18 protein-coding genes are annotated in these 26,965 nt (G+C 63.8%); 6 read left to right on the top strand and 12 right to left on the bottom strand.

What is annotated here, in order from left to right:
• The first annotated feature begins 50 nt into the window (after window positions 1-50).
• Window positions 51-2,594 (top strand): coiled-coil domain-containing protein, encoded by a 2,544-nt coding sequence (locus IQ25_RS15685; RefSeq protein ID WP_144907218.1) that lies wholly within the window; start codon window positions 51-53, stop codon window positions 2,592-2,594.
• On the opposite strand, the gene IQ25_RS15680 is transcribed toward IQ25_RS15685, so the two are convergent.
• From IQ25_RS15680 to IQ25_RS15670, 3 genes are read right to left on the bottom strand one after another with little or no spacing between them, the layout of a single operon-like run.
• Window positions 2,591-6,007 carry an error-prone DNA polymerase gene (locus IQ25_RS15680; protein ID WP_144907217.1) on the bottom strand — a complete coding sequence of 1,139 codons (3,417 nt, stop codon included), beginning with the start codon at window positions 6,005-6,007 and terminating at the stop codon, window positions 2,591-2,593. The genes IQ25_RS15685 and IQ25_RS15680 overlap by 4 nt on opposite strands.
• A complete protein-coding gene (locus IQ25_RS15675; protein WP_181447260.1) occupies window positions 6,007-7,467 on the bottom strand; it encodes a UdgX family uracil-DNA binding protein in 1,461 nt (486 codons plus the stop codon). Before IQ25_RS15675 ends, IQ25_RS15680 begins: the two co-directional genes overlap by 1 nt.
• Complete coding sequence (locus IQ25_RS15670) at window positions 7,464-8,711, bottom strand: putative DNA modification/repair radical SAM protein (RefSeq protein WP_144907216.1); 1,248 nt, start codon at window positions 8,709-8,711, stop codon at window positions 7,464-7,466. The genes IQ25_RS15675 and IQ25_RS15670 overlap by 4 nt, the downstream gene beginning before the upstream one ends.
• Before the next feature lie 124 nt (window positions 8,712-8,835).
• Between IQ25_RS15670 and IQ25_RS15665 the strand changes: the two genes are divergently transcribed.
• Window positions 8,836-9,732 (top strand): alpha/beta fold hydrolase, encoded by an 897-nt coding sequence (locus tag IQ25_RS15665; protein WP_144907215.1) that lies wholly within the window; start codon window positions 8,836-8,838, stop codon window positions 9,730-9,732.
• Between the two features lie 3 nt (window positions 9,733-9,735).
• Here the strand turns inward: IQ25_RS15665 and IQ25_RS15660 are convergent, their stop codons facing one another.
• Entirely contained in the window at window positions 9,736-11,334 is a 1,599-nt protein-coding gene (locus IQ25_RS15660) for a DNA polymerase Y family protein (RefSeq protein ID WP_246415823.1), read from the bottom strand.
• Complete coding sequence (locus IQ25_RS15655) at window positions 11,237-11,998, bottom strand: hypothetical protein (protein ID WP_246415822.1); 762 nt, start codon at window positions 11,996-11,998, stop codon at window positions 11,237-11,239. Before IQ25_RS15655 ends, IQ25_RS15660 begins: the two co-directional genes overlap by 98 nt.
• 161 nt (window positions 11,999-12,159) lie before the next feature.
• Here IQ25_RS15655 and IQ25_RS15650 point away from each other — a divergent pair, with 161 nt between their 5' ends.
• Window positions 12,160-12,642: a pyridoxamine 5'-phosphate oxidase family protein gene (locus IQ25_RS15650; protein ID WP_144907214.1), complete on the top strand. Its 483-nt coding sequence runs from the start codon at window positions 12,160-12,162 to the stop codon at window positions 12,640-12,642.
• 75 nt (window positions 12,643-12,717) lie between these two features.
• On the opposite strand, the gene IQ25_RS15645 is transcribed toward IQ25_RS15650, so the two are convergent.
• A complete protein-coding gene (locus tag IQ25_RS15645) occupies window positions 12,718-14,238 on the bottom strand; it encodes an amino acid permease (protein ID WP_144907213.1) in 1,521 nt (506 codons plus the stop codon).
• A gap of 204 nt (window positions 14,239-14,442) precedes the next feature.
• Between IQ25_RS15645 and panB the strand changes: the two genes are divergently transcribed.
• Window positions 14,443-15,312 (top strand): 3-methyl-2-oxobutanoate hydroxymethyltransferase, encoded by an 870-nt coding sequence (gene panB / locus IQ25_RS15640; protein ID WP_144907212.1) that lies wholly within the window; start codon window positions 14,443-14,445, stop codon window positions 15,310-15,312.
• Between the two features lie 31 nt (window positions 15,313-15,343).
• The gene (locus IQ25_RS15635) at window positions 15,344-16,411 is read left to right on the top strand and encodes a DUF475 domain-containing protein (protein WP_144907211.1); all 1,068 of its coding nucleotides are present in this window, start codon (window positions 15,344-15,346) and stop codon (window positions 16,409-16,411) included.
• Window positions 16,412-16,414: 3 nt separating this feature from the next.
• On the opposite strand, the gene IQ25_RS15630 is transcribed toward IQ25_RS15635, so the two are convergent.
• The 6 genes from IQ25_RS15630 to IQ25_RS15605 form a co-directional block, all read right to left on the bottom strand.
• Complete coding sequence (locus IQ25_RS15630; RefSeq protein ID WP_144907210.1) at window positions 16,415-17,476, bottom strand: CaiB/BaiF CoA transferase family protein; 1,062 nt, start codon at window positions 17,474-17,476, stop codon at window positions 16,415-16,417.
• A gap of 73 nt (window positions 17,477-17,549) precedes the next feature.
• The gene (locus IQ25_RS15625; protein ID WP_158637763.1) at window positions 17,550-19,145 is read right to left on the bottom strand and encodes a tetratricopeptide repeat protein; all 1,596 of its coding nucleotides are present in this window, start codon (window positions 19,143-19,145) and stop codon (window positions 17,550-17,552) included.
• On the bottom strand, window positions 19,111-20,487 hold the full coding sequence (gene prsR, locus IQ25_RS15620; RefSeq protein ID WP_144907208.1) for a PEP-CTERM-box response regulator transcription factor: 1,377 nt from the start codon (window positions 20,485-20,487) through the stop codon (window positions 19,111-19,113). The genes IQ25_RS15625 and prsR overlap by 35 nt, the downstream gene beginning before the upstream one ends.
• Complete coding sequence (prsK, locus tag IQ25_RS15615) at window positions 20,487-22,622, bottom strand: XrtA/PEP-CTERM system histidine kinase PrsK (RefSeq protein WP_144907207.1); 2,136 nt, start codon at window positions 22,620-22,622, stop codon at window positions 20,487-20,489. The genes prsR and prsK overlap by 1 nt, the downstream gene beginning before the upstream one ends.
• Before the next feature lie 10 nt (window positions 22,623-22,632).
• Complete coding sequence (locus tag IQ25_RS15610; RefSeq protein ID WP_144907268.1) at window positions 22,633-24,018, bottom strand: TIGR03013 family XrtA/PEP-CTERM system glycosyltransferase; 1,386 nt, start codon at window positions 24,016-24,018, stop codon at window positions 22,633-22,635.
• 205 nt (window positions 24,019-24,223) lie between these two features.
• Complete coding sequence (locus tag IQ25_RS15605; RefSeq protein ID WP_144907206.1) at window positions 24,224-24,496, bottom strand: hypothetical protein; 273 nt, start codon at window positions 24,494-24,496, stop codon at window positions 24,224-24,226.
• A 124-nt stretch (window positions 24,497-24,620) separates the two neighbouring features.
• Here IQ25_RS15605 and IQ25_RS15600 point away from each other — a divergent pair, with 124 nt between their 5' ends.
• Complete coding sequence (locus IQ25_RS15600; protein ID WP_144907205.1) at window positions 24,621-26,933, top strand: patatin-like protein; 2,313 nt, start codon at window positions 24,621-24,623, stop codon at window positions 26,931-26,933.
• The last annotated feature ends 32 nt before the right edge of the window (window positions 26,934-26,965 follow it).

Below are 26,965 nucleotides of genomic sequence, written 5' to 3'. Positions count from 1 at the left end.
CGTTAAGGCGGGGTTTATGCCTCTGCGCAAATCGTGGTATGTGCCAGGACATGAACGGGGGAAGACGGATCATTCCGATCGACGGTGCCGAACAGGACACCACTGAGGCCACCATGGCGTATGCGCCGCATGATCCTGAATCCGCGGCTCCACGATCTCTGGCCACGCTTGATCTTCTTGATGCGGAGGAGATTGCGCATGCTTCGCCAGACCGGAGCTGGATCGGTGTCTCGGCCGCGCTTATTGCAATTGCCGGCTGGACGGGATTCTTCATCTGGGCCGTCATACTGCGGCAGTCGCAACCGATAGCTCCTGACCAGTGGGTCTGGTGGGTGACGCAATGGTCGGTCCCCGTATTGCTCGTGCTGGTCCTCTGGCTTTTGGCAATGCGCACGAGCCGCCGGGAAGCGGGCCGCTTCGCCGATGTTTCGCGGGTTCTGGGTCAGGAATCGGCGCTGCTGGAACAGCGCCTCGTCTCGATGAACACCGAACTCGCCCTGGCTCGCGATTTCATTGCCGCACAGAGCCGCGATCTTGAAGCGCTTGGCCGCATGGCGGTGGAACGGCTTTCGGGCAGTGCGACCCAGCTCGACGCGCTAGTGGGCAAGAATGGAGCACAGATTGACCGGATCGCCGAAGTCTCATCTGCCGCGCTCGACAACATGGACAAGCTGCGTGGGCAGTTGCCGGTGATCGCCAACGCCGCCAAGGACGTGACCAACAACATCGGTAATGCCGGGCGGACAGCGCATCTGCAGCTTGAGGAACTGGTCTCAGGCTTCCAGCGGCTCAACGAGTTCGGCCTAGCCAGCGAACGGCAGGTCATCTCGTTCCGTGAACGGGTGGATGCCGCGCTTACGGGTTTTGCCAAGGCTTCCGATGATCTGGCCAACCTTGCCGAAAGCCGCTTCGATGCCCTTGCTGTGCGCACGGCCGACCAGTCTGCCGCCACCACCCAGGCGGAGGAGGCAGCCCTTGCCGCATGGAGGAAGCGCAGCGAGGCGCAGGCGGAAGCCTTGCGCGCAACTCTTGCGGAACTCGGCGAGGCTCAGGAGGGACTCTTGGCAGACTCTGCAGGACGTCTGGCACGCTTCGAGGAGGCGGCACGGTCCCTGACCGCGATGCTTGAGGCGCAGGCGAGAGACCTCGACGAGCAACTCGCCCGCCGCCGCGCATCTGCCGAAGCCAGCGCATCAGAACAGCGTTCCGCGCTCGAACAGCGCCTTGCGGAGATCGACGAGGCCGTCGGCGAACGTCGGACCGCGATGGAGCGAGCAGCAGCCTTGGCGGCGGAGACGCTCGCCAGCAAGCTCGCCGATCTGGATCAGGCGATCGAGGCGCAGCGCCGAATGCAGGCGATGGAGGCGGAGAAGCTTGCAACCCGGTGTGAGGAAATCGGCAAGAAGGTCAGTGCCTTTTCCGAAGTTCTTCGCAACTCAGGCGATCAAGGTGCGCAGACCGCTGCACAAGTCGACAAGGCCATGGGCGATCTCACCGCCCGCCTTTCCGAGATGCGCCACGCGCTTGCCGGGACTGACCTGCAGATCGGGGAACTCACCGATTCCGCGGTGCGCCTGCTTGAGTTGATCCAGGCAGGAGGCGACCATACCCGCACGCAGATCCCCGAAGCCCTGCGCAGCACCGAAGCGGGGCTCAAGGGACTGGAGGACCGCGTGTTCACTTTGCGCGATACGTTGCGCGAGGCTGGCGATGGTGGTCGCGCACTGTCGGAAACGGTCGGTTCGGCACGTGGCGAAGTTTCGTCCACGATCAAGGATTTGCAGAAGGCTCAGAAGACGCTGCTCGAACAGGCGGCTGAGCGCGAGCAGCAACTCGTCGCCCTGCGTGAAGTCCTTGCCGGAGTGCGCGCGCAAAGCGATTCGCTCTCGCAGGACATCGAAACGCGGCTGTCGGGTGCGGTCGAACGGCTGACGCAGGCAGCCGGCAAGGCAGGTGATGATTTGCGCGCCAGCACGGCGGGCGAGATCGAGGCGCTTTCCGAGCAACTCGGTGAACAGAGCAGCGCAGCGATTGCGCGGGTCCTGCAGGGGCGCGCGGCCGAACTCGTCGGACGGCTTGAAGAGGCGATCGATGCCGCTGCTGCTGCAAGCCGCGACACCGCGATCCAGATGCGCGACCAGTTGACGAAGGTCGACGAATTGGCCGGCAATCTGGAGGCCCGGGTCAACCGGGTTCGCGAGAAGGCCGAGGAACAGGTTGATAACGACTTTGCCCGTCGCGCCGCGCTGATCACCGAATCGCTGAACTCCTCGGCCATCGACATCGCCAAGGCGCTTTCCACCGATGTCTCGGAAACCGCATGGGCCTCATACCTGCGCGGCGACCGCGGCATCTTCACGCGCCGTGCCGTATCGCTGCTGGAAAGCGCCGAGGCCAAGGCGGTTCAGGCGCATTACGAGGCTGAGAGCGAATTCCGCGAGCATGTGAACCGGTACATCCACGACTTCGAATCGATGCTGCGCCAGCTGCTTTCGACGCGTGACGGTAACGCGCTTGGCGTCACGCTGTTGTCCTCCGACATGGGCAAGCTCTATGTCGCACTCGCGCAGGGGATTGAGCGCCTGCGTAGCTAATGGAAATCGCGTGACTTGGGGATGATCCGCACGTCGCGCGGGTGCGTGCGGGCACCCGGCCCACTTCGTTCGGGGATCGGCCGGTTGCACTCATCGGCCCGCGCGATCGGCGGGTTGAGCCGGTCAGCATCGGACAGGGCATCGAGACTGGCGCTGGCATCGGTCAGGTGCGTAGCGATGACGTGGATGACCTCGTCGTCGTATTCAACCCGCCCGCGCACTTCCATCAGCCGCGACCCCATGATGACCTTGCGCTGCTTCTCCATCAGGTCGGGCCAGATCACCAGATTGACCACGCCGGTTTCGTCCTCGAGCGTGATGAAGCAGACGCCCTTCGCGCTGCCGGGGCGCTGACGCACCAGCACCACGCCGGCCACCTGCACCGTGGCGCGATACTTGTGGTTCCTGAGGTCCGCTGCCCGCACGAAGCCTCGTTCGCCCAGAAGGGGGCGCAGGAACGCCATCGGGTGGGCCTTCAACGACAGGCGATGTGTCTGGTAATCGGCCACAACCTCTTCGGACAGCGGCATCATCGGCAGTATGGCCCGGCTGCGTTCCTCACCTTCGGAGCGTGACGTCATGGCGGCAAAGAGAGGCAGTTCCTTGGGCGCGACGAGACTGCGCGCATCCCACAACGCCTGCCTGCGCGTGAGGCCGAGCGAGCCGAGGGCATCGGCCGCGGCAAGCCGCTCGACCAGCGCAGGCGAGAGCCCTGCCCGTTCCTTGAGGCTGATGGCATCGGTGAAGCCCCCGCCCTGCTCCCTCGCTGCCACAAGCATGGCAGCGGCGTGCTCGGGGAAGCCATCGATCTGCCGGAGGCCGAGGCGCAGGGCATGGCCCTCCTGCTCCAGCGTGCAGTCCCAGTCCGAATGGTTCACATCCACCGGCAGCACAACCACGCCATGCCGCGCCGCATCACCGACAATCTGCGCAGGGGCGTAGAAACCCATTGGCTGCGAATTGAGCAGCGCGCAGGCGAAGGCCGCCGGGTAATGGCACTTGAGCCATGACGAGACATAAACGAGGTGCGCAAAACTGGCGGCGTGGCTTTCGGGAAAGCCATATTCGCCGAAGCCCTTGATCTGGTTGAAGCAGCGCGCTGCGAAATCGGGATCATAGCCGCGCTGAACCATGCGGCCGACCATCATGTCCTCAAGCTCATGAACCATCCCGCGCGAGCGGAACGTCGCCATAGCCTTTCGCAGGCGATTGGCTTCGAGGCTGCTGAATTTCGCCGCATCAAGCGCGATCTTCATTGCCTGCTCCTGGAAGATCGGCACGCCTAGTGTGCGGGCAAGGATCGAGGAAAGCTCGTCCGGGGGCCCATGTTCCGGGCCAGGCGCGGGGATTTCGACCTTCTCCTCACCCCGCCGCCGCTTGAGGTAGGGGTGGACCATGTCACCCTGTATCGGGCCGGGGCGGACGATGGCGACTTCGATGACCAGATCATAGAAGCAGCGCGGCCGCAGACGCGGCAGCATGTTCATCTGCGCGCGGCTTTCCACCTGAAACACGCCGAGGGAATCACCCTTGCACAGCATGTCGTAAACCGCCGGATCCTCGCGCGGGACCGTGGCCAGCGTCAGTTCGCGGCCATGGTGGGCGCCCAGCAAGTCGAGGCACTTGCGGATGCAGGTGAGCATGCCGAGCGCCAGTACATCGACCTTGAGGATGCCGAGTGCGTCGATGTCATCCTTGTCCCATTCGATAAAACTGCGATCGGCCATGGCGCCATTGCCAATCGGGATCGTCTCGGTGAGCGGGCCCTGGGTTAGGATGAAGCCGCCGACGTGCTGCGAAAGATGGCGAGGCATGCCAATCATTTGCTGGGCAATTGCGATAACGCGCCTGAGGTATGGATCGGTACCGTCGAGGCCGCTTTCGTTGACGTTCTTCTCGCCCACTTCGGTGCCCCAACTGCCCCAGACGGTGCGGGCGAGCGCGCCTGTCACGTCCTCGGACAGGCCCATGGCCTTGCCCACCTCGCGGATCGCCATGCGGGGGCGATAGTGGATCACCGTGGCGCAGAGACCTGCCCTCGCCCGGCCGAAGCGGCGGTAGATGTACTGGATCACTTCCTCGCGCCGCTCATGCTCGAAATCGACGTCGATGTCTGGCGGCTCCTTACGCTCCTCGGAAATGAAGCGATCGAACAGGAGAGCGTGTTTGGCGGGATCGACGGCGGTGATGCCAAGGCAGAAGCAGACCGCCGAATTGGCCGCCGAGCCGCGCCCTTGGCACAGGATGGGAGGATCGCAATTTCTCGCGAAATCAACAATGTCCTTGATGGTCAGAAAGTAGGTTGCGAGGTTCAGCTTGCCGATCAGGTCAAGTTCCCGGCGCAGCGTGTCAGCCACGCTATCGGGCACGCCGTCCGGATAGCGCCCCTGCGCACCTTGCCAGGTCTGCACTTCGAGCCATGATTGCGGATCATGGCCTTCCGGGCAGATTTCCTCGGGATATTCATAGCTTAGCTCCCTGAGGCTGAACTGACAGGCATCTGCCACGTCTCGCGTCGCCGTGATCGCTTGAGGCCAGCGCTGGAACAGGCGGACCATCTCGTCGGGCGATTTCAGGTGCCGCTCGGCATTGGGCTCGAGCAAGTGCCCGGCCCCGGCCACCGTGGTCTTGTGGCGGATTGCCGTCATCACGTCCTGCAGCGGGCGGCGCTCTGGCGTGGCATAGAGAACCTCGTTGGTGGCGAGCAGGCCGAGGCCATGAGCACGCGCAAGGCCATCGAGACGTTCGATCCGGGCGATATCGTCTCCCACATAGAGGTAGCTTGCGGCCAAATGACGCATTGTGGGCAGCCTGTGGACAAGCCGGGGGAGAAGGTCGGGAAAAGGCAGGGACTGCTTGTGAACAGCTGGTGGAAAAGCTGGGGACTCTCCTGCCGGAAAAGCATAGACATTGCTTTCGATTTCTACGCTAAACACCTGATCCACATCGCTTGGGGGGATAAGGATCAAGCTGACCCCTTCGGCATGGGCCGCCAGCATCGCCAGATCGATCTCGCAGACGCCCTTGGCCTGCCATTCGCCATCGAGCGTCGACATGCGCCCTGCCGAAATCAGGCGGCAAAGGCGACCATAGGCAGCGCGATCCTGTGGGTAGGCTAGCAATGCAAGGCCTTCGACCGTCTCGATGCGGCAGCCAATCACCGGGCGTAGGCGCGCAGATTCAGCCTCGGTATGGAGGCGCACCACGCCCGCCATGGTGTTGGCATCGGCAATCCCGAGCGCGTCATAGCCCAGCGCCCGCGCAGTCTCGACCAGTGCGGATGCTTCGGACGCGCCGCGCAGGAAGGAGAAGCAGGTCGCAAGGCCCAGTTCCACGAAAGGCGCACGCGGCGGTGGTTCCCCTTCAGTCGGCGTGACGTGGCGCCGTGGGGGCGTCAGCGCGGGTTCGGGCATCAGTCCTGAGGACTTCCGCGCTCGAAAAGTTCCGAAAGACGTGCAGCTACCTTGCGCAAGTCATTCGCAAATTTGATCTCTTCTTCAGCGCGTCCGTGATCTTGCAGACGCAGCAGATAGCTGGGGTGGGTGGTAATCCACAGTTCGCTGCCATCGTCCAGCATATGTGGCTCCCCGCGCACCTTCTGCACGCTGACCGTCTTGCCCAACAGACTCCGCGCCGCGCTGGCGCCGAGGGCCAGAACGAGCCGGGGCTTGACCAGCGCGCGCTCGCCATCGAGCCACCAGCGGCACACGTCGATTTCCTTGGCCGTCGGGTTCTGGTGCAGGCGGCGCTTGCCACGTGGCAGGAACTTGAAGTGCTTGACCGCGTTGGTCACATAGGTGCGCCTGTCCGGGATACCCGCTTCCTCTAGATGCGTGCGCAACAGACGGCCTGCAGGGCCAACGAAGGGGCGGCTCTGCTCTTCCTCGGTATCGCCGGGCTGTTCGCCCACGATCATCAGCGTGGCGGTGGAGGCCCCCTCACCCATGACTGCGCGCGTGCCATTGCAGCCAATCTCGCAGCGGCGGCAGGCAAGGATCGCATCGCCAATCGCATCGAGGCTCTGCGGCCGCTCGCCAAAGTCCTGTTCGCCCGCCTTCACCATCCGTGCCTCGCGTGCCTGCGCCCCTGCGATCAGCTCGGGGATGAGCGCGGCTTCGGGCATGTTTTTCCAGTACTTGCGGGGCATTTCCTTGAGCATGGCCCCGATCTTCAAACGCGCAGGATTGAAGATCGACGCATAATAACCGCGCCACAGCGCCTCGACCGGATCGCCCGAAGGCGCATCGGCCCGCGTGGCTGGCGGGCCTTCCTGAAGGGTTTCCCCGTCCCAGTGCAGGCATCCGCGCGGGGTGAGGATCGACCAGCGCATGGTGGTGAAGCGGCGCACGAAGAACCCGGCATTGGCGCGGAGGATGTGATGCTCGGGCTCGAACCAGGCGACGTAGTGCTCCACCTGCTCGCTATTGACGCTCTCAACGAGGCGGAAGCGGACGAAGGCGCGCATCTTGTGGATGTCACGCCGCACCTGCCGGGCCAGATCCTCCATCGAGCGGACATCAGGATCTGCTTTGTCCTCCATCAGGCGCGGGCATGATTGAAGCCGCCACAGCACGCGATAAAGCAGAGAAAAGCGCTTTGAATCAGAATGAAGGATCACACTCTGTGCAAGTTGCAGGAAGTCTCGCGAAGCGCGTGGCTGCGGCGCATCGGCAGGGGGCGGCGGCAAGCGGCGGTCACCATGCGCGAAGAGGTCCGCGCTCTGGTCAGCAGGCGATTCCCAGGTGATCCGGTCGGGCGGCACGTCGGCACGGATCATCCGGCGGGCGGCATTGCGCCAGTCTTCGAAATCGTCCGGCGCGGCGAGTTGGATGCGGAATGCCTCGGCCAGGCGCATGTCGCGGAACGGCTTCATGCGAAGAGTTCCATCTGGGTAGGCTTGACGCTCGGCACCAGCAGGCTCTGCAGATCGACGCGATCGGTCAGGAGCACCGGGCGCCAGTCTTCGGCAACGATGAAAGGGCGCACCTTGGCGATGGAGACGGTGAGCTTGCCGACGTCGGCCAGACGCAAGCGACGCTGGCGGCGTACGGCGACAAGCGCATTGACGGCTTTCACCCCCAAGCCCGGCACACGCAACAGCTTTTCGCGCGGCGCGCGGTTGACGTCGATCGGGAAATCTCCGCGAAAGCGCAAAGCCCAGGCAAGCTTGGGATCGATGTCGAGCGGGAGCATGCCGTCAGCTCCGGCTGCCTGCTGAACCTCGTGCGGAGCATAGCCGTAGAAGCGCATCAACCAGTCGGACTGGTAGAGCCGGTGCTCGCGCATCAATGGCGGGCGCTTGAGCGGCAGGACCGCGCTGGCATCCGGGATCGGACTGAACGCGGAGTAATAGACGCGGCGCAGGCGAAAGCGGTCATAGAGTGTGCTGGCGCGGCCGACGATATCGGTATCGGTCGCAGCGTCAGCGCCGACGATCATCTGGGTGGACTGGCCCGCGGGCGCGAACTTCGGCGCGTGACGGAAGCGCTTGCGGGCGTCCTTGGCCTCGACGATGGCTTGTTTCAGCGATCCCATCGCCCCTTCGATCTGCGGCGCGGACTTGTCTGGCGCGAGGCGGGTGAGGCCGGCTACCGTCGGCAGTTCGACATTGATCGAGACGCGATCGGCATAGAGCCCGGCCTGCGCGACCAGTTCGGGATCGGCCTCGGGGATGGTCTTGAGGTGAATGTATCCGCGAAAATCATGCTCTTCCCGCAGGATACGGGCGACTTCTATCAACTGCTCCATGGTATGGCTGGAGCTTTTGACGATGCCCGAGGAGAGGAACAGACCCTCGATATAGTTGCGGCGGTAGAACGACAGGGTCAGGTCCACCACCTCCTGCGGGTTGAAGCGCGCGCGGCGGGTGTTCGAGCTCTTGCGGTTCACGCAGTAATGGCAATCGAAAACGCAGTGGTTGGTCAGCAGGATCTTCAGCAGCGAGATGCAGCGACCATCGGGCGCATAGGCATGGCAGATGCCCATGCCCTCGGTCGACCCGATGCCTTTTCCACCTTTGCTGTTGCGCTTGGTGGTGCCCGACGAAGCGCAGGAGGCGTCGTACTTGGCGGCATCAGCGAGGATTTCGAGGCGTTCGAGAACGGATAGCTGCGACATTTGTTCTTTATATGTTCTTTCCGATTGATGCGCCAGCCCGTACCTGTGGACAGGCCGGGCAGCGGAACGCGAAACGGGACGAGCCGTTGAGGGAGCACACGGACGGGGCTCAGGAGACAGTTTGATGCCGATGATCGAAACCCGCGACGGAACTCGCCTTTATGCCAAGTCGTGGGGGGATGGCCCGCCTGTGGTGCTGATCCATGGCTGGCCGCTTTCGGGCGACAGCTGGGACCCGGTGAGCCATGCATTGGCCGAAGAAGGCTTCCGCGCGATTGCCTATGACCGGCGCGGTTTCGGGCGCTCGGACCAGCCCTCGGGCGGATATCACTATGACACGTTTGCAGACGATCTGGCTGACGTCATGGCGGCAATGGGTGTGAGCGATGGCGCGGCCTTGGTCGGCTTTTCGATGGGCGGCGGCGAGATCGCGCGCTACATGTCGCGCCATGGCGGGCGCGGCGTTTCGCGGGTGGCGCTGGTGTCCTCAGTCGTGCCCTACATGCTCAAGACCGACGACAATCCCGAGGGTGTGCCTCAATCGACGTTCGATGAGATGACCGAGGGCATGCTGGAGGACCGGGCGAAATTCTTCACCGGCTTCTTCCGTGATTTCTATGGCGTGGGCATGTTGAGCAGGCCGGTGAGCGACGAGACGCTCAAGCTTTCGTGGGCAACCGCGATGCAGGCAGGTCTGCGGCCGACGCTGCTCGCCGCAAAGGCCTTTGCCACGACCGACTTCCGGGGCGACCTCGCCTCGTTCCGCGTGCCGACGCTGGTGATCCATGGCACATCGGATGCGACTGTACCGATCGAGGCGACCGGGCGGGCCGTGGCCAAGGCCGTGCCGCATTCCACGCTGATCGAGTATGATGGCGAACCGCACGGTGTCTTCGCCACGCAGACCGAGCGGCTGACCAAGGACCTGCTTGATTTCGTTTCGGGCCGCCCGGCCGAGACGATGCCACAAGAAGTGATCGACAGGCTGACAGCGCAGACGATCGTGGCGCCAACGTTCTGATACTCAAGCAAAGAGCCCCTGGATGAACCATTCAGGGGCTCCACCGCGTCCATCTCCGATCACGCCGTGGCGGTAGATCCAGTAACGGCGGCCGGTTTCGTCCTCGATCCTGTAGTAATCGCGCAGCCGCACGGTGGAGCGTTCGCGCCACCATTCGGGGGCGATGCGTTCAGGACCCTCGGCACGCGCAACCTTGTGCAATTGGCCGCGCCATTGAAACTGCCTGGGCAGACCGTCCGGAGTTTCGTAGATAACCGCAATCGACTCAGGTTTATCCAACAGTTTCATAGGTCTGTGATGGAAACGCAATTCCTCTTGTGAAGAGGGAGGATCGGCGAGCGGTGGCTGCCAGCGCTGGGCGCGCTCGGGCAGGTGGCTGGCGTGAGCGACCGGACGGCGCACAGCATCCGGCCCCAGGCGCACCGTCAAACGATCCATGCAGGCGGCAAGGCTGGTGCCGTGGCTTTCGGCAGCAGCCTCGAGATCGGCTTGGGCAAGCAGCAGTGGCTCTGTCCATGGCGCGCGCAGGCGCACGAGTTCTATGCCGAACCCGGCATCGAGATCATCAAGCCGCGCGGCGAAGAGGCGGCAGACATGTGCCGGATCGCGCGAGGCGGCGGCCATCTCGAGACGGCGAACGAGCACCTCACCATCGACTTTCCACATCCCCAGTTCGAGACGACGCGCGCCCTGCCCCAGTCCTTCGAGCAGGCGCGCCATGTCTGCGGCAAGATCGGCCACGACCTGATCGAGCAAGGTGCGGTGGCGGATCGGCTCCATCAGGCGTCGCTGGACGAGCGGCGCGGACACGCCGACAACGGGCAGCAGAGGCTCGGGGCGCAGGCCGAAGAGCTGGTCCAGACGGAGCAGCGGATTGGCAGCGGCGGAACGGGTGTTGCGGAAGCGGCGGGCAAGGTTTTCGCGCGTCAGGCCCTGGATCTGTCCCAGTCGCTTGAGGCCGAGGCGGCGCAGCAGCAGGATCACGTCGGCATCGAGACGCAGCGCAGCGACCGGAAGATCGGCGAGATGCGTGCGCGGATCGGCCTCGGGCGGGAGGATCGCGGCTTGTGCGCCGAAATGGGCCAGCGCCCATGCGGCGCCTGCGGTGGGCGCGAGCGCGGCGCGAGCGGCAAGGCCGCGCTTGTCCAGAAGGTGCATCGCATCGCCGATCAGCGCCGTTTCGCCGCCGAACAGATGGGCCACGCCAGTCACGTCGACGAGCAGGCCGTCGGGTGGATCGAGCGCGCTCCATGGTCCCCAGCGTTGCGCCCACAGGGCAAGGCTTTCGAGAAAGGCAAGATCGCCCGCCGCATCGGCCGGGCGCACGGCGAGCGCAGGGCAGAGCGTGCGCGCATCGGCAAGACGCATCGCGGGCATGGCGCCGGCAGCACGCGCGGCGGAGTTGGCCGCAGCGATGCGTGGGCCGTGTGCGGTATCCTCGATCAGGGCGAGCGGGGCAGCGTCGGCCCCCTCGCCCCGCGCCGCTTTTTCAGGCGTCAGGCCTTCAGCCAGCCGCCAGCGATCGATCGCCAGATCCGTGCACCAGATCGCCATGATCCGGCGCGGAGGTAGCAGGTTCGGCGACGAGGAAAGCATCGTCATCGCGCAAGGTCCATTGTCCGGGGTGGAAGGTGTGAGCGCGGAACAAGTCGGCACGCCAAGTGGGTCTGCCCGGGGCGTGTTCATTCCAGCGCGGGCGCGACGAAGGGGCGCTGGCCACATCCCAGCGCATCCGTGCCGCCCCCAGATCGCGCCGGGCATCGAGACGGACAAGCCACAGCGGCACGCCATGCTTTTCCGCCGCGAGGCTGAGACGGCGCGAAGCGGTGAAATCGAGCGCGCGCGGGTTCCCGCCAAGTTCGCCTATCACGAAGGCAAGATCGCGGCAGCGCAACCCCTCTTCCAGCGAAAACAGGGCATCCTCGGGCGTGGTGGCGGCAACATGGATCAGGCGATGGCGCAAGTCTGCAGGCAGGCCCGGCAGATAAGGCCGACCGGAAAGACGCAGCGCTGCCTTGTCCTGCACCCATAGGAAGGGGCGACGGTCAGGTCCTTGCGTAGACTTTTGTATCCGAAGCGCATCGCGGGCCAGCGCGAGAGCCATGCCTGCTCCCGAGGCATCCCGCGCCGGTGCGAACAGTTCGGCATGGAAGCAGTCGAGCGCCAGGCCGGGTTGCCAGTGCGGAGTGCGGGCCGTGGCGCCGATACCTCTGACCAGGCCCGGTGTGAGCGCGACGGGATCGCGGATGGTGGCGTTTTCAGTCATGCGATTCGTTCCTTTGTTCTTATTATGTTCTATTTTGCGGAACGCGCAATCCGTGCTGCGTTTCCCCTTTGTGCACAGCTCTGGGGAAAAACCTGAGGGGAACTTCATCCGCCGCGTCCCGTTCATAGGGCAACTGCCGACACGAAAAGGACATTCCAGACATGAAGTATGATAAGGGCAACCCCGAAGAGCTGCGCGAAAAATTCTGGAAGGCGATGTCCTCGTCGCCCTACGTCATGCTCCAGCTGGATGACGACCCGGATTCGGCAGCCCCGATGACGGCGCAACTCGACAAGGATGCCAACAGCGCCATCTGGTTCTTCACCAGCCGCGACAATCGCTTTGCCAAGATGGGCGGTGCCACAGCCACGTTTTCATCCAAGGGACATGACGTCTTCGCCCGCTTCCATGGCGTGCTGGTCGAGGAAACCGACCGCGCCGTGCTGGATGCGCACTGGAACAACTTCGTGGAAGCATGGTTTCCGGGCGGCAAGGATGCACCCAATCTGCTGTTCCTTCGCATGAATCTGGGTGATGCTTCGATCTGGGCAGGTGAACTGGGTATCATCGGTACAGCCAAGATGGCACTGGGCATGGACGTGACCAACGACGTGAAGGGTGGCTACACCGACACCAAGCTGTGAGCCGGTGCTGTAGCCAACCAACAAAAAGGGCCGCCCCGAAAGGAGCGGCCCTTGTTCTTTGCGCGCTGCGTCCGATCAGTTGATCGGCGGCACCGGCTGTGGGGGTGCGTCGGCGTCAGCCTCATGCACCTCGACCAGACCGCGACCAACATGGCTGCGGCTACGGCTGTAGGCATAATAGACCACCAGACCGACAGCGGCCCAAGCCACGAACAGCATCTGGCTCTTCACGTCGAGCTTGTAGAACAGGTAGAGGCAACCTGCGAACGCCAGCGGCGATGTCAGGTAGATCGCCGGGGTGCGGAAGGGGCGATGACGGCCCGGTTCACGACGGCGGATCACCAACACCGCGATGGACACGGCGGCGAAGGCGAACAGCGTGCCCGAGTTGGAGATGTTCGCCAGCAGGCCGACCGGGAAGAACGCCGCGAACAGCGCCACGAAGATGCCGGTAAGGATCGTGATCACGTGAGGCGTGTTGTAGCGAGGGTGGATCTTCGAGAATGACGCCGGCAGAAGGCCGTCACGGCTCATCACGAAGAAGATGCGGGTCTGGCCGAACATCATCATCAGGATGACCGATGGCAGGGCAAGACCGGCGGCAAGGCCGATCAGGTTGCCGATCTTGGGCCAACCGATTTCACGCAGCGTCCAGGCCAACGCTTCCTTCGAGCAGACGACCGCCTGATCGCCCATGGCAAGGCACTGGGCCGCGAGTTCACGGCTCCCCGGCTCCATGCCGAGGCCATTGGCATCGAGCACCGGCTGCGCGCCGACCGAACCGATCACACCAGCCGCCACAAGCAGGTAGAACACGGTGCAGATCGCAAGGCTGCCGATCAGGCCGATCGGCATGTTTCGTTGCGGGTTCTTCGTCTCCTCAGCCGCGGTCGAGACCGCGTCGAAGCCCACGTAGGCGAAGAAGATCGAGGCCGCAGCCGCGCCAATCCCGCCAAAGCCGAGCGGTGCGAAGGGCTCGAAGTTCTCCATCTTCATCACCGGTACGGCAAGGATGATGAACAGGGTGAGCGCCGAAACCTTGATCGCCACCAGCACCGCGTTGACCGAGGCGCTTTCCTTGGTGCCGATGACCAGCAGCCAGGTGACGAGCCCGGCGATCAGCATCGCTGGCAGGTTCACCACGCCGCCATCATAGGGCCCGCGGACCAGAAGGTCGGGTATATCTATGTGGAAGGCGTTCTCGATCAGGCCGACGACATAGCCCGACCAGCCGACGCTGACCGCCCCTGCCGCCACGGCATACTCAAGAATGAGCGCCCAGCCGACCATCCACGCGATCAGTTCGCCCATCACGGCGTAGCTGTAGGTGTAGGCAGAGCCCGAAACCGGCACCATCGACGCCATTTCGGCGTAACACAGTGCCGCTACGGCGCAGACGAATCCGGCAATGATGAAGCTGATCATCATGCCTGGACCGGCCTTCTGCGCGGCCTCGGCCGTGAGCACGAAGATACCGGTACCGATGACGGCACCGACGCCGAGCATGGTAAGCTGGAAGGCGCCCAGCGAGCGATGCAGTGATTTCTTTTCTGCAGTAGCAAGAATGGCGTCGAGCGGTTTGACGCGACCGAACATGAATTTCTCCCGCCTTGGACCGGCAGCTGAAACCGAAACGGTTGCGCCGGAAACCAGGTAATGGCGGCGAAGCTAGCGGGAACAGCCTTCCGCGCAAGCCATTTTTCCCCAGACTTGCATCAAAGCTGCGCCGAGGATCGGGTGACCTTGCGGGTTTTCGACAAGCAAGTAGAAGCGACTGCCCGCCTCAAAGGATGCGCAACGATGTCCACGACCTTCCAGCTCGACACCGCAACCAGCCGCGCCAACCCCACGCCCGCGCCGATGAAGCGGCTGACGATCCCTGCGATCCGCCAGCGCAAGAAGGACGGCGTGACGACGCAGCCGGTGGTCATGCTCACCGCCTATACCGCGCGACAGGCCCAGTTGCTCGACGCCCATTGCGACCTCCTGCTCGTGGGGGATTCACTGGGGCAAGTAATCTACGGCCTGCCCTCTTCGGTGCCTGTCACGCTCGACATGATGGCGGCCCATGGCGCGGCAGTGGTGCGCGGGTCCTACCATGCGGCCGTCGTGGTCGACATGCCGTTTGGCTCCTATGAAGCTTCCCCACAGGCTGCCTTCGAAAGCGCCTCGCGTTTGCTCAAGGAAACCGGCTGTGCGGCGGTGAAGCTTGAAGGCGGCGAAGCCATGGCCGAAACTGTGGCATTCCTCACCGCACGAGGCATTCCGGTGATGGGCCATGTCGGCCTGACACCTCAGGCGGTCAACGTGCTCGGCGGCTACAACGCGCGGGGGCGCAGCGAGGCCGAAGCCGCCAAGATCGTCGGCGATGCAAAGGCTCTGGCCGATGCCGGAGCCTTTGCCATCGTGATCGAGGGCGTGGTCGAACCCATCGCCATTGCCATCACACAGGCCGTGCCCTGCCCGACCATCGGCATCGGCGCGTCCGCACAGTGCGACGGACAGGTGCTGGTGACCGAGGACATGCTTGGCATGTTCGAGCGGGTGCCGCGCTTCGTGAAGATCTACGAGAACATCGCAGAGACTATTTCGGGTGCCGCTGCGCGATATGCGGACGAAGTGCGTTCTCGTGCGTTCCCCGGTATTGAACAGACCTACCAGCCCAAGTAACGGGCCAGATTGCACAACAGGGGAATTCCGTTTGCTCCGCTTCTACAAGGGTTCGATCCTTTTCACGCTGGCCTGCCTTGCCATGGCCGTTGCCTATGGCTGGATGCAGACGGGCACGGCGAGCGGCACGATGTCGCTGGTGTGGATCGTGTTCGTGCTCTCGATCCTCGAAGTCTCGCTCTCGTTTGACAACGCGGTGGTCAACGCCGCCGTGCTCGAAGACATGGATGGCGTCTGGCAGCAGCGCTTCCTTACGTGGGGCATGGTCATCGCCGTGTTCGGAATGCGCATCGTATTCCCTCTGGCCATCGTGGCGATTGCGGCGGGGCTTGGCCCGGTCGAAGCGATGAAGCTCTCGCTCAACGATCCGAAGCGCTACGAGGAAATCGTCAGCAGCGCGCACGTTGGCATTGCCGGGTTCGGCGGAGCGTTCCTCGCCATGGTCGGCCTGTCGTTCTTCTTCGATGGCGAGAAGGAGGTCCACTGGATCAAATGGATCGAAGAGAAGCTTGCCGTCGTCTCGAACATCAAGGCCGCCGAGATCGCGCTTCTTCTGCTGGCGCTCTACGGCATGACCTTCCTCCTGCCCGAGGATGAAGGCATGACCTTCCTCGTCGCGGGCGTTCTGGGGCTTGTCACCTTCATCGGCGTGGAAGCACTCGGCACGATTCTCGAGATGCGTGACGAGGCACAGAAGGCGGCCGGGCTGGTCGTTCGTTCGGGCCTTGGCGGGTTCCTTTACCTTAACGTGCTCGACGCCTCGTTCAGCTTTGACGGCGTAATTGGCGCATTTGCCCTGTCGAACAACATGGTGATCATCGCACTCGGCCTGTCGATCGGCGCGATGTTCGTGCGTTCGATGACGATCATGCTGGTGCAGAAGGGCACGCTGTCCGAATACCGCTATCTCGAGCATGGCGCGTTCTGGGCAATCATTGCCCTTGCCGCGATCATGCTGCTTTCGGCAAAGTTCCACATCCCCGAGACAGTCACCGGCCTGATCGGCGCGGCGCTCATCGGTCTGTCGCTGTGGTGGTCGATCCGCCACAAGCGCAAGTATCCCGACGCGGAACTGGACGCTGCCGTCCGCGCCGATTGAGCCTCAGCCGCGCGGCGCCAGTGACGGCCTCGGCGCGGGAGTACCGAGGAAGCGCGGCGCTGGCGCGGGCATGACCATCCCGTCGTCCTCGACGAATGTGCCACGCTCGACGTTATGCGGATGCTTCGGCGCCTCGCGGAGGCTGAGCACAGGCGCGAAGCAGATGTCCGTGCCGTCCATGATCGCGCACCATTCGTCACGCGTCTTCGTGAGGAACAGCGCGGTCAGCCGCTCCTTGAGTTGGGGCCAGACGCCCGGGTCCATCTGAGGGGCAAAGGCGGGATCGTCCGTGAGGCCGGTCTTATCAAGCAGCAGTGCATAGAACTGCGGTTCGATCGAGCCGATCGAGACGTATTTGCCGTCGCTGGTCTCGTACGTGTCGTAAAAGTGTGCGCCGCCATCAAGCAGGTTCACGCCGCGTTCGTCCCTCCAGCTACCGTTGCCGAGGAATGTATAGGTCATAGCCGAGAGGATCGCCGCACCATCTACCATCGCGCAATCGACGACCTGGCCCTTCCCGGTGCGCTGCGCCGAGAACACCGCCGACATAACGCCGAACGCCATGAGCATCCCGCCCCCGCCAAAATCGCCTACGAGATTGACCGGGAACTGCGGCTTGCCACCAGCTTGCCCGAAGCTGTGCAGTGCGCCTGCAAGGGCAATGTAGTTGATGTCATGGCCGGCGAGTGGTGCCATCGGGCCGTCCTGACCCCATCCCGTCATGCGCCCATAGACGAGCCTTGGATTGTCGGCGAGCAGCACGTCCGGCCCAAGGCCGAGGCGCTCCATCACCCCGGGGCGATAGCCTTCAACGATGGCATCCGCATCCTTCACCAGTTCGCGAATCTTCGATATGGCAGCCGGATCCTTGAGGTCGAGTTCAATGCGTTCGCGATTACGGTTGAGGATGTCGCGGTTGCCGCTGTCACCGACGCGGTCACCCTTGACCGGACGGTCGATGCGGATCACTCGCGCGCCATGATCGGCCAGCATCATGCAGGCGAATGGTCCGGGACCGATCCCGGCAAATTCGAGTACGGTCAGCCCTTCGAGCGCACCTGCCATCATATCCTCCGCAATTTAATCGTTCGGTTGAATCCCGATTAAGCGGAGCGTGGCGGTGTGTCGAGAGACGAGTTCATGTCGGATTGCGCAGGGCCCGCGCCGCCAGCACCGCTTCGATGCGTCGCGCCCCGTCGACGTCGCCTAGAAAGGCACGTCCGGAGGCCAGCAGCTTGAGGCCCTGTGGATTCCCCGGATTCTGGCGCAAATAACGGGCGACGACGGAATTGGCTTCTGCGCTCTTCCCGACAAGCCGCAGGACGTTGTCGATTCGCTGCAACGTCGGCAGGTTGAAACGGATCAATGCTGCGCGGCCATACTGATCCAGCGCGCCAAGCCGATCGCCCGCCATCAGCCTTGCATCGCCTGCCAGCAGCCACGCTTCGGCAGCACCAGGATTCGCAAGCCGCAGCCGGTCAGCGACGGCAACAGCCTGCCCGGCCTCTCCCGCCGCGATCAATCCGCGAATGTAAGGCACGGCATTGGCGGCAAAATTCGGTGCATCGCCATAGGCCAGCGCCAGTACCGCCAGCGGCTGGCCCGGCGCGATGGGGACAGGATTGCGCATGCCGACAATCTGGGCGCGCTGGAGATATGCCCCGGCTTCGGCCTTCTGCTTCAGGCCTGCGTGCGCATCGCCTGCAAGCGTCAGCAGATATGGCGGCGCAAAAGCCTGCTTCGCCCAGGCGTCGGCAATGTCTGCCGCTTGCGCATGCAGCGCCTGCCGTTCCAGTGCGCGAACCATCAGCATCCGCGCCTGAAGATTGTCGGGCTGGATGCGCAGCAGCCGGTCGAAGTGACCCACAGCAAGGTTTGCGTTGCCTGCGCGATATTCGAGAATGCCATTGAGAAGCATCGCGGCAGGCATGTCGCGCAGTGCGGTACCCGTCTGGAGCAGGATCTTGCGGGCAAGGTTGGTCTGCCCCGCCCGCGCCGCCAGCACTGCCTGAAGGTAGAGCGCCCGCACGTTGCCAGGATCGACCTTGGCAAGCTTGCGGCAGACAACCAGCATGGCGCGATACTGCCCCATGTCGCCCAGTGTCGCGGCATACTCACCCAGCAGGCCTGCATCTTCGGGAGCGACGCGCAGGCCAGCCTCGAACCACGGCAGCGCGGCCTGCAGGCCGAACTGCTCGCGCACGAGCAAACCGCGCAGTTCGAGCGCGCGCGGGTCTTTGGGATCAAGCTTCACCGCACGTTCGGCCGCCTCGATGGCCTGCGCCTGCTCGCCGCCACTGAAGCGCAGGCGGGCAATGTCGACCCAGAGCGAGGCGTTGTTCGGCGAAAGGCGGAAGGACTGGTCGAATGCCTGTCCTGCCGCCGCAAGCTGCCCATCAATCAGTTCGATCCGCCCACGCAACTGCCATCCGTGGGCTGCGCTGTCCGAACGAAAATCACCACCGTAGAGCACCTTGCGCGCTTCACGCCGGTCACCCTGCAGCAGCAGCGCCTCGCCCAGTTCCACCCGCACGTCGTCTGCCGAAGCGCCTTGCCGCATCGCCGCTCGCAACGGGGCCTCGGCAGCAATGCCATCGCGCTTGGACAACGCCGCCTGTGCCTTGGCCAGCAGGTCGCCCGGCACGTCGCCGCGCACCGGGCCGCCAAGTGCCAACACGGCCAGCGCCGTGGCGACGAGCCTAGTTATGGAGATCGTATTGCTTGAGCAGATCATAGAGCGTGGGCCTGCTGATGCCGAGCAGGCGGGCCGTGCTGGAGATATTGCCCTCGCTGCGGGCCAGCGCATGGCGGATTACCTTGCGGTCGGTCACCTCGCGCGCAGTCTTGAGGTTGAGCGGCGAGCTTTCCTCGGCATTATTGCCGGGCAGATCAAGGTCGGCAGCGCTGACCAGCTTGCCATCGGCCATGATCACCGCGCGCTTCACCCGGTTCTCGAGCTCGCGCACGTTCCCCGGCCAGTTCCAGCCATCGATAGCGGCCAGAGCATCGGGCGCAAAGCCCTTGACCGAGGGGTTCATTTCCTTGGCAAAGCGCATGAGGAAGGTCTTGGCGAGCAGCGTCGCATCACCAGGACGCTCGGCCAGCCCGGGGATCTTCACGACGATTTCGGCGAGACGGTAGTAGAGGTCCTCTCGGAACCGTCCGTCCGAGATCATCGCCTCGAGGTTCTGGTGCGTGGCACAGACGATGCGCGTGTCGACCTCGATTGAGCGGCGTCCGCCGATGCGTTCGATCGTGCGCTCCTGCAGGAAGCGCAGCAGCTTGACCTGCAGTTGCAGCGGAATGTCGCCCACCTCATCGAGGAACAGCGTTCCGCCGCTGGCCAGTTCGATCTTGCCCTCGGTGGTCTTGACCGCGCCGGTAAACGCGCCCTTTTCGTGCCCGAACAGCTCGCTTTCCAGCAGGTTCTCGGGGATCGCGGCGCAGTTTATCGCCACGAACGACCCGTGTGCACGGCTCGAGCAATCGTGCAGGCCACGCGCGAGCAGTTCCTTGCCGGTCCCGCTCGCGCCGAGCAGCATGACCGAGACATTTGTGTTGGCCACGCGCTCGATCGTGCGTGCGACCTTGATCATCTCGGGCGCTGCCGTAATCATCCGGCCGAGCACCTTGTTGTCCGAAGAAGCGCGCGTGGCGAGCGATCGGTTCTCCGCCTCGATCTGCGCCAGATGCAGCGCGCGGCGCACGATCAGGCCGAGCGCATCGATGTCTACCGGCTTCTGGTAGAAGTCGTACGCGCCCTTCTCGATTGCCTTGAGCGCAGACTCGCGCGCACCGTGGCCGCTGGCGACGATCACCTTGGTCTGCGGTCGCAGCGCCATGATCTCGTCGAGTACGGCAAAGCCCTCGGTCGTGCCGTCGGGATCAGGCGGCAGGCCAAGGTCAAGCGTGACCACCGCCGGTTCCTCCGAGCGCAGCAACGTCAGCGCGCTCGCGCGGTCTCCGGCGATCACGACCTCGAAGTCCTCGTAGGCCCATTTGAGCTGCGCCTGCAGGCCGGGATCGTCCTCGACGATCAACAGCACGGGCCGCTGGCCGGGTTTCAACTCGCTCATCATGCCACCTTCTTGCCCGGGGAGTCGCTGTCTCCCTGGATGGATTCAATCAGTCCCTGGGCCGCTGCCAGCGGCAGGCGCACGGTAAACCGGCTGCCCAGCCCCTCGCGACTCTCGACTTCAAGCTTGCCGCGCATCGAACGGACCATCTCGCGCGCCTCGAACGCGCCAATTCCGAAGCCCCCAGGCTTGGTCGACACGAACGGCTTGAAAAGGCGATTGCGGATGAACTCCGCGCTCATCCCGCAACCGGTATCGATCACCTCGATCGAGCCGTAGAGGCCGTCGACATTGGCCTGGAGGAACACTGCCATGCCATCGGGGCTGGCGTCGATCGCGTTCTGCACCAGATGAAGCACGACCTGTTCGAGCAATTCGCGGCTCGCCAGTACGCGACAGGGCGCGTCATGCGTTACGTGGACCTGCATCAGCCCCGGCGCATTGTAGCGCTCGGCCACCGTGCGGATCACCTCGCTCGCATCGATGTCCTCGACGCGCTCGGTGCCCGATCCGCCATAGCGCGACAGGCGCGCCAGCAGCGCATTCAGCTTGTCGGCGGAATTGCGCAGCGTGATCAGCATGTCGGCCCGGAATGCCGGGTTCTCGGCATGCTTCTCGGCATTGCGCGAGAGCAGGCTCAGCTGGCTGGCAAGGTTCTTGATGTCGTGCATGACGAAGGCCATGCGCCGGTTGAACTCGTCGAACCGGCTCGCCTCGAGCAGCGCGCTTTGCCCGGCATGTTCGGCAAGATAGCTCGCCAGCTGCATGCCCACCACGCGCAGCAGGTCGAAGTCCTCCCAGTCCAGCTTGCGCGCCACGGGCGGACGGCCCAGCACCACGAGCCCGACCAGCCGGTCATAATGAAGAAGCGGCACCAGCGCCCATGCCGAATGCTCCTCGACGAGCCACTGCGGCACCGCATGGCGCTCGCCTTGGTGATCGACGCCAGCGCGCAATTCGTCGAGATCAACGATGAAGCCGTGCTTCTCGAAGAACGCAACATTCTCGGGCGACATTGCCTCGGCAGGAACGTCGGCAGTGGGCCATTGCCAGCGCGCGGCCAGTACCATCTCGCCGCTTTCGGCCTGCGTCAGAAGCAGGCCTGCCGCGCTGTCGGTAATGTCGGCCACGGCCTGCACCACGCGTTCGTGCAGCGAGGGCGCATTGGTGCTGGCCCGGCCGATGGTCCGGGTAAAGCGCAGCCATTCGGCTCGATAGTCGTAGCGGTGCTGAAAGAAGTGCTTGGCCAGCATGACCTTGAGCCAGCCACGCACGCGCCCCGAAGGCAGGATCGCAACGACCAGCACCGTGGTCACGAACACGAAGCCCAGTTGCGCCAGCTGGCTGGCATTGCCGCCAAGCCAGGCCAGCGATTGCGCCGCGCCAACCATCAGGATCATGTAGGCCCCGATCACCAGCAGCGAGAGCGACTGGAACGCCACTGCGCGCGAAGGCGAGAAGCGCAGCGCGGAACGTCCGCGCACCGCGCCGATGGTCAGGAGGCCGGCCACCGCGATCTGCGCAACGCCGCGCAGCGCTTCAAGTTCGACCGGCAAGCTGTGGGACAGATAGGCGATGGTGTAGAGATTGAGGTCGTAGCCCCAGATCGTCGCCAGCGCCATGCAAGTCCAGCGCAGAGCCACGCGCTGCTGCGCCATGGCGCCTGCATATAAGTTGTGCACCAGCACCAATGCGCCGGTCGCCACCAGCAGGCGGAACAGCACCGAGATCTGGAAGATCATTCCCTGCGCGACCGCGTTACCGGCATAGCGCAGGTTCATCATCAGCAGCAGGAGCTGCAGCATTTCCACGAAGACCAGCGCCGCCAGCACCGGGCGGATCGGCGCAACGCTGGTGTGCCGCCCATCGCGCGAGAACAGGACGAAAGCGACGCTCAGCCAGGCAAGGCTCCGCAAGGTCTCGAACAGCTGGCCGACAAGCGTTTCATGCCCGGTTCCGGCGATGATGAGCGCCCAGGCTGCAGTCAGCGTGAATGCCGTGATTTCAGCGCGGGCAGAGCCGGTGCGATCGCTCCGCCGCCGCTCCCAGCGCCAGCCAGTCAGCAACAGGAAGGCAAAGGCAGCAGCCAGAAAGGTCCACTGCCCGAAGCCTGCCCATGTGAGGGGACTTGGCATCGCGGCCGCCTTACCGCGCGCCTTCGTGCCACAGCACGACGCGCAAGGTCTGAAGGAGGATCAGCAGATCGAGGAAAGGCGTGTAGTTCTTGGCGTAATAGAGATCGTATTCGAGCTTGTGCCGGGAGTCGGCCAACGAAGCGCCATAAGGGTAATTGATCTGTGCCCAGCCGGTGATCCCCGGCTTCACCATGTGGCGCTCGGCGTAATAGGGCAACTGCTCTTCCAGCTCGGCGACGAACTCCGGCCGTTCAGGACGCGGCCCGACGAAGCTCATCTCACCTTTGAGCACGCTCCAGGTCTGCGGCAGTTCGTCGATCCGCACCTTGCGGATGAAGCGGCCGATGCGGGTCACGCGCGGATCGTTCTCCTGAGCGAACTGGGCACCATTCACTTCGGCATCGGTACGCATCGAGCGCAGCTTGATCACGTCAAACGGTTGGCCGAAAAGCCCGACGCGGGTCTGGCGGAAGAACGCGGGGCCCTTGCTGTCCAGCTTCACCAGCAGCGCAAACAGCACGATCACTGGCAACGTCAGGCTGAGCAGGAGCAGGCTCGCGGTAATGTCGAAGATGCGCTTCGCCGCGCTCGACAAGGCGCGGCCTGACGAAAAGCCGTCCGAGAAGATCAGCCAGCTCGGGTTGACCGTGTCTAGGTCAACCCGCCCCGTTTCGCGCTCCATGAAGGTCGAGAAATCGTTGACGTGGACCCCGGTGGTCTTGATCCGCAGCAGATCCTTGAGCGGCAGGGCATTGCGCCGCTCCTCCAGCGCCAGAACCACTTCGCTCACGCCGAGATTCTCGACATAGCGAGTGAGATTGTTGATCGCATCGCGGTGGATCGCCTCGACGACCACGGGGGCGGCACTGCTCATGCCGATGTAGCCGACGATGGCAAAGCCCGCCTCGGGCCTGTCGCCCAACTGTCGAAGACGCTCTGCCCGCGCGCCCGCCCCCAGCACCAGAACACGACGGCGGAAGGCCGACGTTCCCAGCAATCCGCCCAGCAAGAGCCGGATCCCGACGAGGAACGCCATTGCGAGGAACATCGCGTAGAACAGGTTCGAACGCCACAAGGTGCGTCCGGGCAGCAGGAAATAGACGACCGAGAGCGCGATGATGCCAAGGCTCACTGCCACCAGCAGTCGCGCCGTGGCATAGCGCATCGAGCGCAACGCATCCGAGCCATAGACGCCGACCGCGATCATCGCCATCTGCACCAGCACCGCAAAAAGCAGCAGCGGGGTCACGCGCATCGGTACCACGCCCGGATCGATGCCGATCTGGTGTGCTCGCAATTGCCAGCCAATCTCGCCCGCACCGATCAGCAGGGCGAAATCCAGCAGGCCCAGCAAGAGGACCGAATGCGGGATATAGTGTTTGAACAGGCGGATCATTGGTCCGGTGTAAGCACCCATCGGAGCGCGGAATTGGCTCCTTGGCTTCGTGCCTTACACCGCAAACAGTAAAGCGTCGGTTACCCTGACAATGATTGCAGAGATATCAACTAAACTTATGCCGCTGATTTATATATAAAAAACCCCGCCGAAGGATTTATCCTGTCGGCGGGGTTTACATTCTCTGCTCGGGAACCGAGCTGTCTCACTTACCGTCAGTAGCGTCCTTTGCGGCGTCGCCGATGTCCTTGGCGGCAGCACCGACATTGTCAGCAGCGCGCTCGATTGCGCTGTCGCGGCTGGCGCGGGAGTCAGACATCTGCATCAAGAAGTAGCCGCCAACCACGAGAGCAACCAGCAACACGATTGCCATCAGCCAGCCGCTGCCACCGCTGCGGGGGCGATCTTCATAGACTGTGGTGTGGGTGTGCGTGGTGCCAGCCGGTTCCCGCACTTCGACGATACGTTCTTCAACCATGACAAGTCCTCACGAATGGATTTTGCCTAACAACGCCCTGACGAAGATGACGTTCCATTCATCCTCGCAGGGTGCTCCCGCAAAGACGCTGGTCGTGTGCAATCTTGCGTGCCAAAGTGCGGTCATGCGGCAGAAAGAACTGCGACTTGCCCTTGTCTGCTACGGCGGCATCAGCCTTGCCGTCTACATGCACGGCGTGACCAAGGAACTGTGGCGGGCAACGCGCGCCAGCCGTGCGTTCCATTGCCCCGAAAGCCCGCTCTCCGAAGGTGTCGAGGCCGTTTATCTCCGCCTGTTCGAGGAAATCGCCCTCACCCGCGACTTGCGCCTGCGCCTGCTGCCGGACATCATCTCTGGTGCCAGCGCTGGCGGGATCAACGGTGTGTTCCTCGCCCAGGCCATCGCCACTGGGCAGAGCCTCGAACCTCTCACTGCGATGTGGCTCGAACGCGCCGACATCGACGTGCTGCTCGATCCCGATGCCAAGCCCTGGAGCCGCTTTGCCAAGTTCTGGGCGCAGCCGCTGGTGTGGTTCGTGCTCAAGCGTCCCGGCAACGTGGTCAGCAGCACCGTCGCGCCCGAAACCCGCTCGGAAGTGCGCCGCAAGGTGTCGCGCCTGATCCGCGCGCGCTGGTTTGCGCCACCGTTCAGCGGCATCGGCTTCTCGCGAATGATCGCCGATGCGCTCGATGCCATGGCAAAGACGCCAATGGGCGATCCGCTTCTGCCCGAGGGCCATCCAATTGACCTGCTGGTCACCGCGACGGACTTCAATGGCCACCTTGAGGAATTGCGGCTCAATAGCCCGGAAACGGTTGTGGAAAGCGAACACCGCCTGTCCATCGGTTTTCGCCGCGCCACCAGCCGCATCGGCAACCGCGATCTGGCTCCCTGCCCCGAACTGGTCCTCGCCGCCCGGTCGACCGCCAGCTTCCCCGGCGCATTCCCTCCGTTGCTGATTGACGAGATCGACAGACTCGTTGCGGAGCGTGGCCAGAAGTGGCCCGGTCGCGCCCAGTTCCTTAAGCGCATCATGCCCAGCCATTGGAAGCGCGGCGATGTCGATTCCGTGGCGCTGGTCGATGGTGCGGTGCTAGTAAACCGTCCCTTCGCGCAAGCCATCAGCGTATTGCGCGACCGGCCCGCTCGCCGCGAGGTGGATCGCCGCTTCGTCTATGTTGATCCCAGCCCCGATCACATGCGCATCGCGCCCAAGGGCGGCCGCACCATCGGATTTTTTTCGGCAATCTTCGGCTCTCTTTCGTCAATCCCGCGCGAGCAGCCAATCCGCGACAATCTCGAATCGCTCGAACGCCAGTCGGATCAGCGCAGGCGCCTGCGCACAATCGTTGAAGCGCTGCGCCCCGAAATCGAGCAGACCGTAGAGGGACTGTTTGGCCTCACGCTGTTTTTCGATCATCCCAACCAGCGCCGCCTTACTGCATGGCGCAACAAGGCACAGCAGGCGGCTGCCGAACGTGCAGGCTTTGCCTTCCACGGCTATGCCCAGACCAAGCTCGCCGGGATTGTCGCGGATCTTGCCGCCCTGATCCACGAAGCAGCGCCCGAAGCTGCGACAGCGGCCAAGGTCGAAGCTGCGCTGTGGGAGCACCTGACTGCCGCCGGTCTCGACCGCCTGTCGGCCCTGCGCGGTGGCGGGGCGACCGATAGTGCCATCATCTTCTTCCGCACCCACGATCTGGCTTTCCGAATTCGCCGCCTCAAACTTCTTGCCCGCCGCCTGACCCACGATTGGGAAGCAGGGGAAAGCGTCAGCATTGCCGATCGTGAAGCCGCGCGCGATGCAGTCTATCGGGCACAGGCGCTCTATCAGGGACGCGAGACGGTCGAAGGGCTCGGTCCCGGCTTTGCGGAAACGGCCGCACTTGCCACCATCGATCCCGCTGCCGTGCTCAACGCCATCGCCACGCGGCGCGATCTGGTCGGGCTGGATCTGCAGGTCGATGCCATGCTCGTCGCCGCGCTCGAGAGCATGGACAAGCCGCTGCGCCGCCGCTTCCTCCACGCCTATCTCGGCTTCCCGTTCTACGACATCGCCACGCTGCCATTGCTGCAGGGCGAAGGCATGGGAGAGTTTGATCCGGTCAAGGTCGACCGCATCTCGCCAGACGATGCCACCTCGATCCGCAAGGGCGGCACTTTCGCCTGCCTGCGCGGGGTCGAGTTCTTCAACTTCGGCGCCTTCTTCAGCCGCGCCTATCGCGAGAACGACTACCTCTGGGGTCGCCTGCACGGCGCCGAGCGCATGATCGACCTGATCTGCTCGACGGTCGAGGAGCCGCTACCTGGCAATGTGACCGCTGCGTTCAAGCGCGATGCGTTTTTGGCGATACTGGAGGAGGAACAGGGACGTCTGGTTGCAGAGCCTGGACTGATCGAACGGGTCCGCGCAGAGGTGGTTGAAGCGTTCGAATAACACAGCATGCGCCCCCGCGCAGGCGGGGGCCT

Source organism: Novosphingobium taihuense (assembly GCF_007830315.1).
In the GTDB taxonomy this organism is placed as follows: Bacteria; Pseudomonadota; Alphaproteobacteria; order Sphingomonadales; family Sphingomonadaceae; genus Novosphingobium; species Novosphingobium taihuense.
This window is presented reverse-complemented; position numbering and strand designations above follow the sequence as displayed.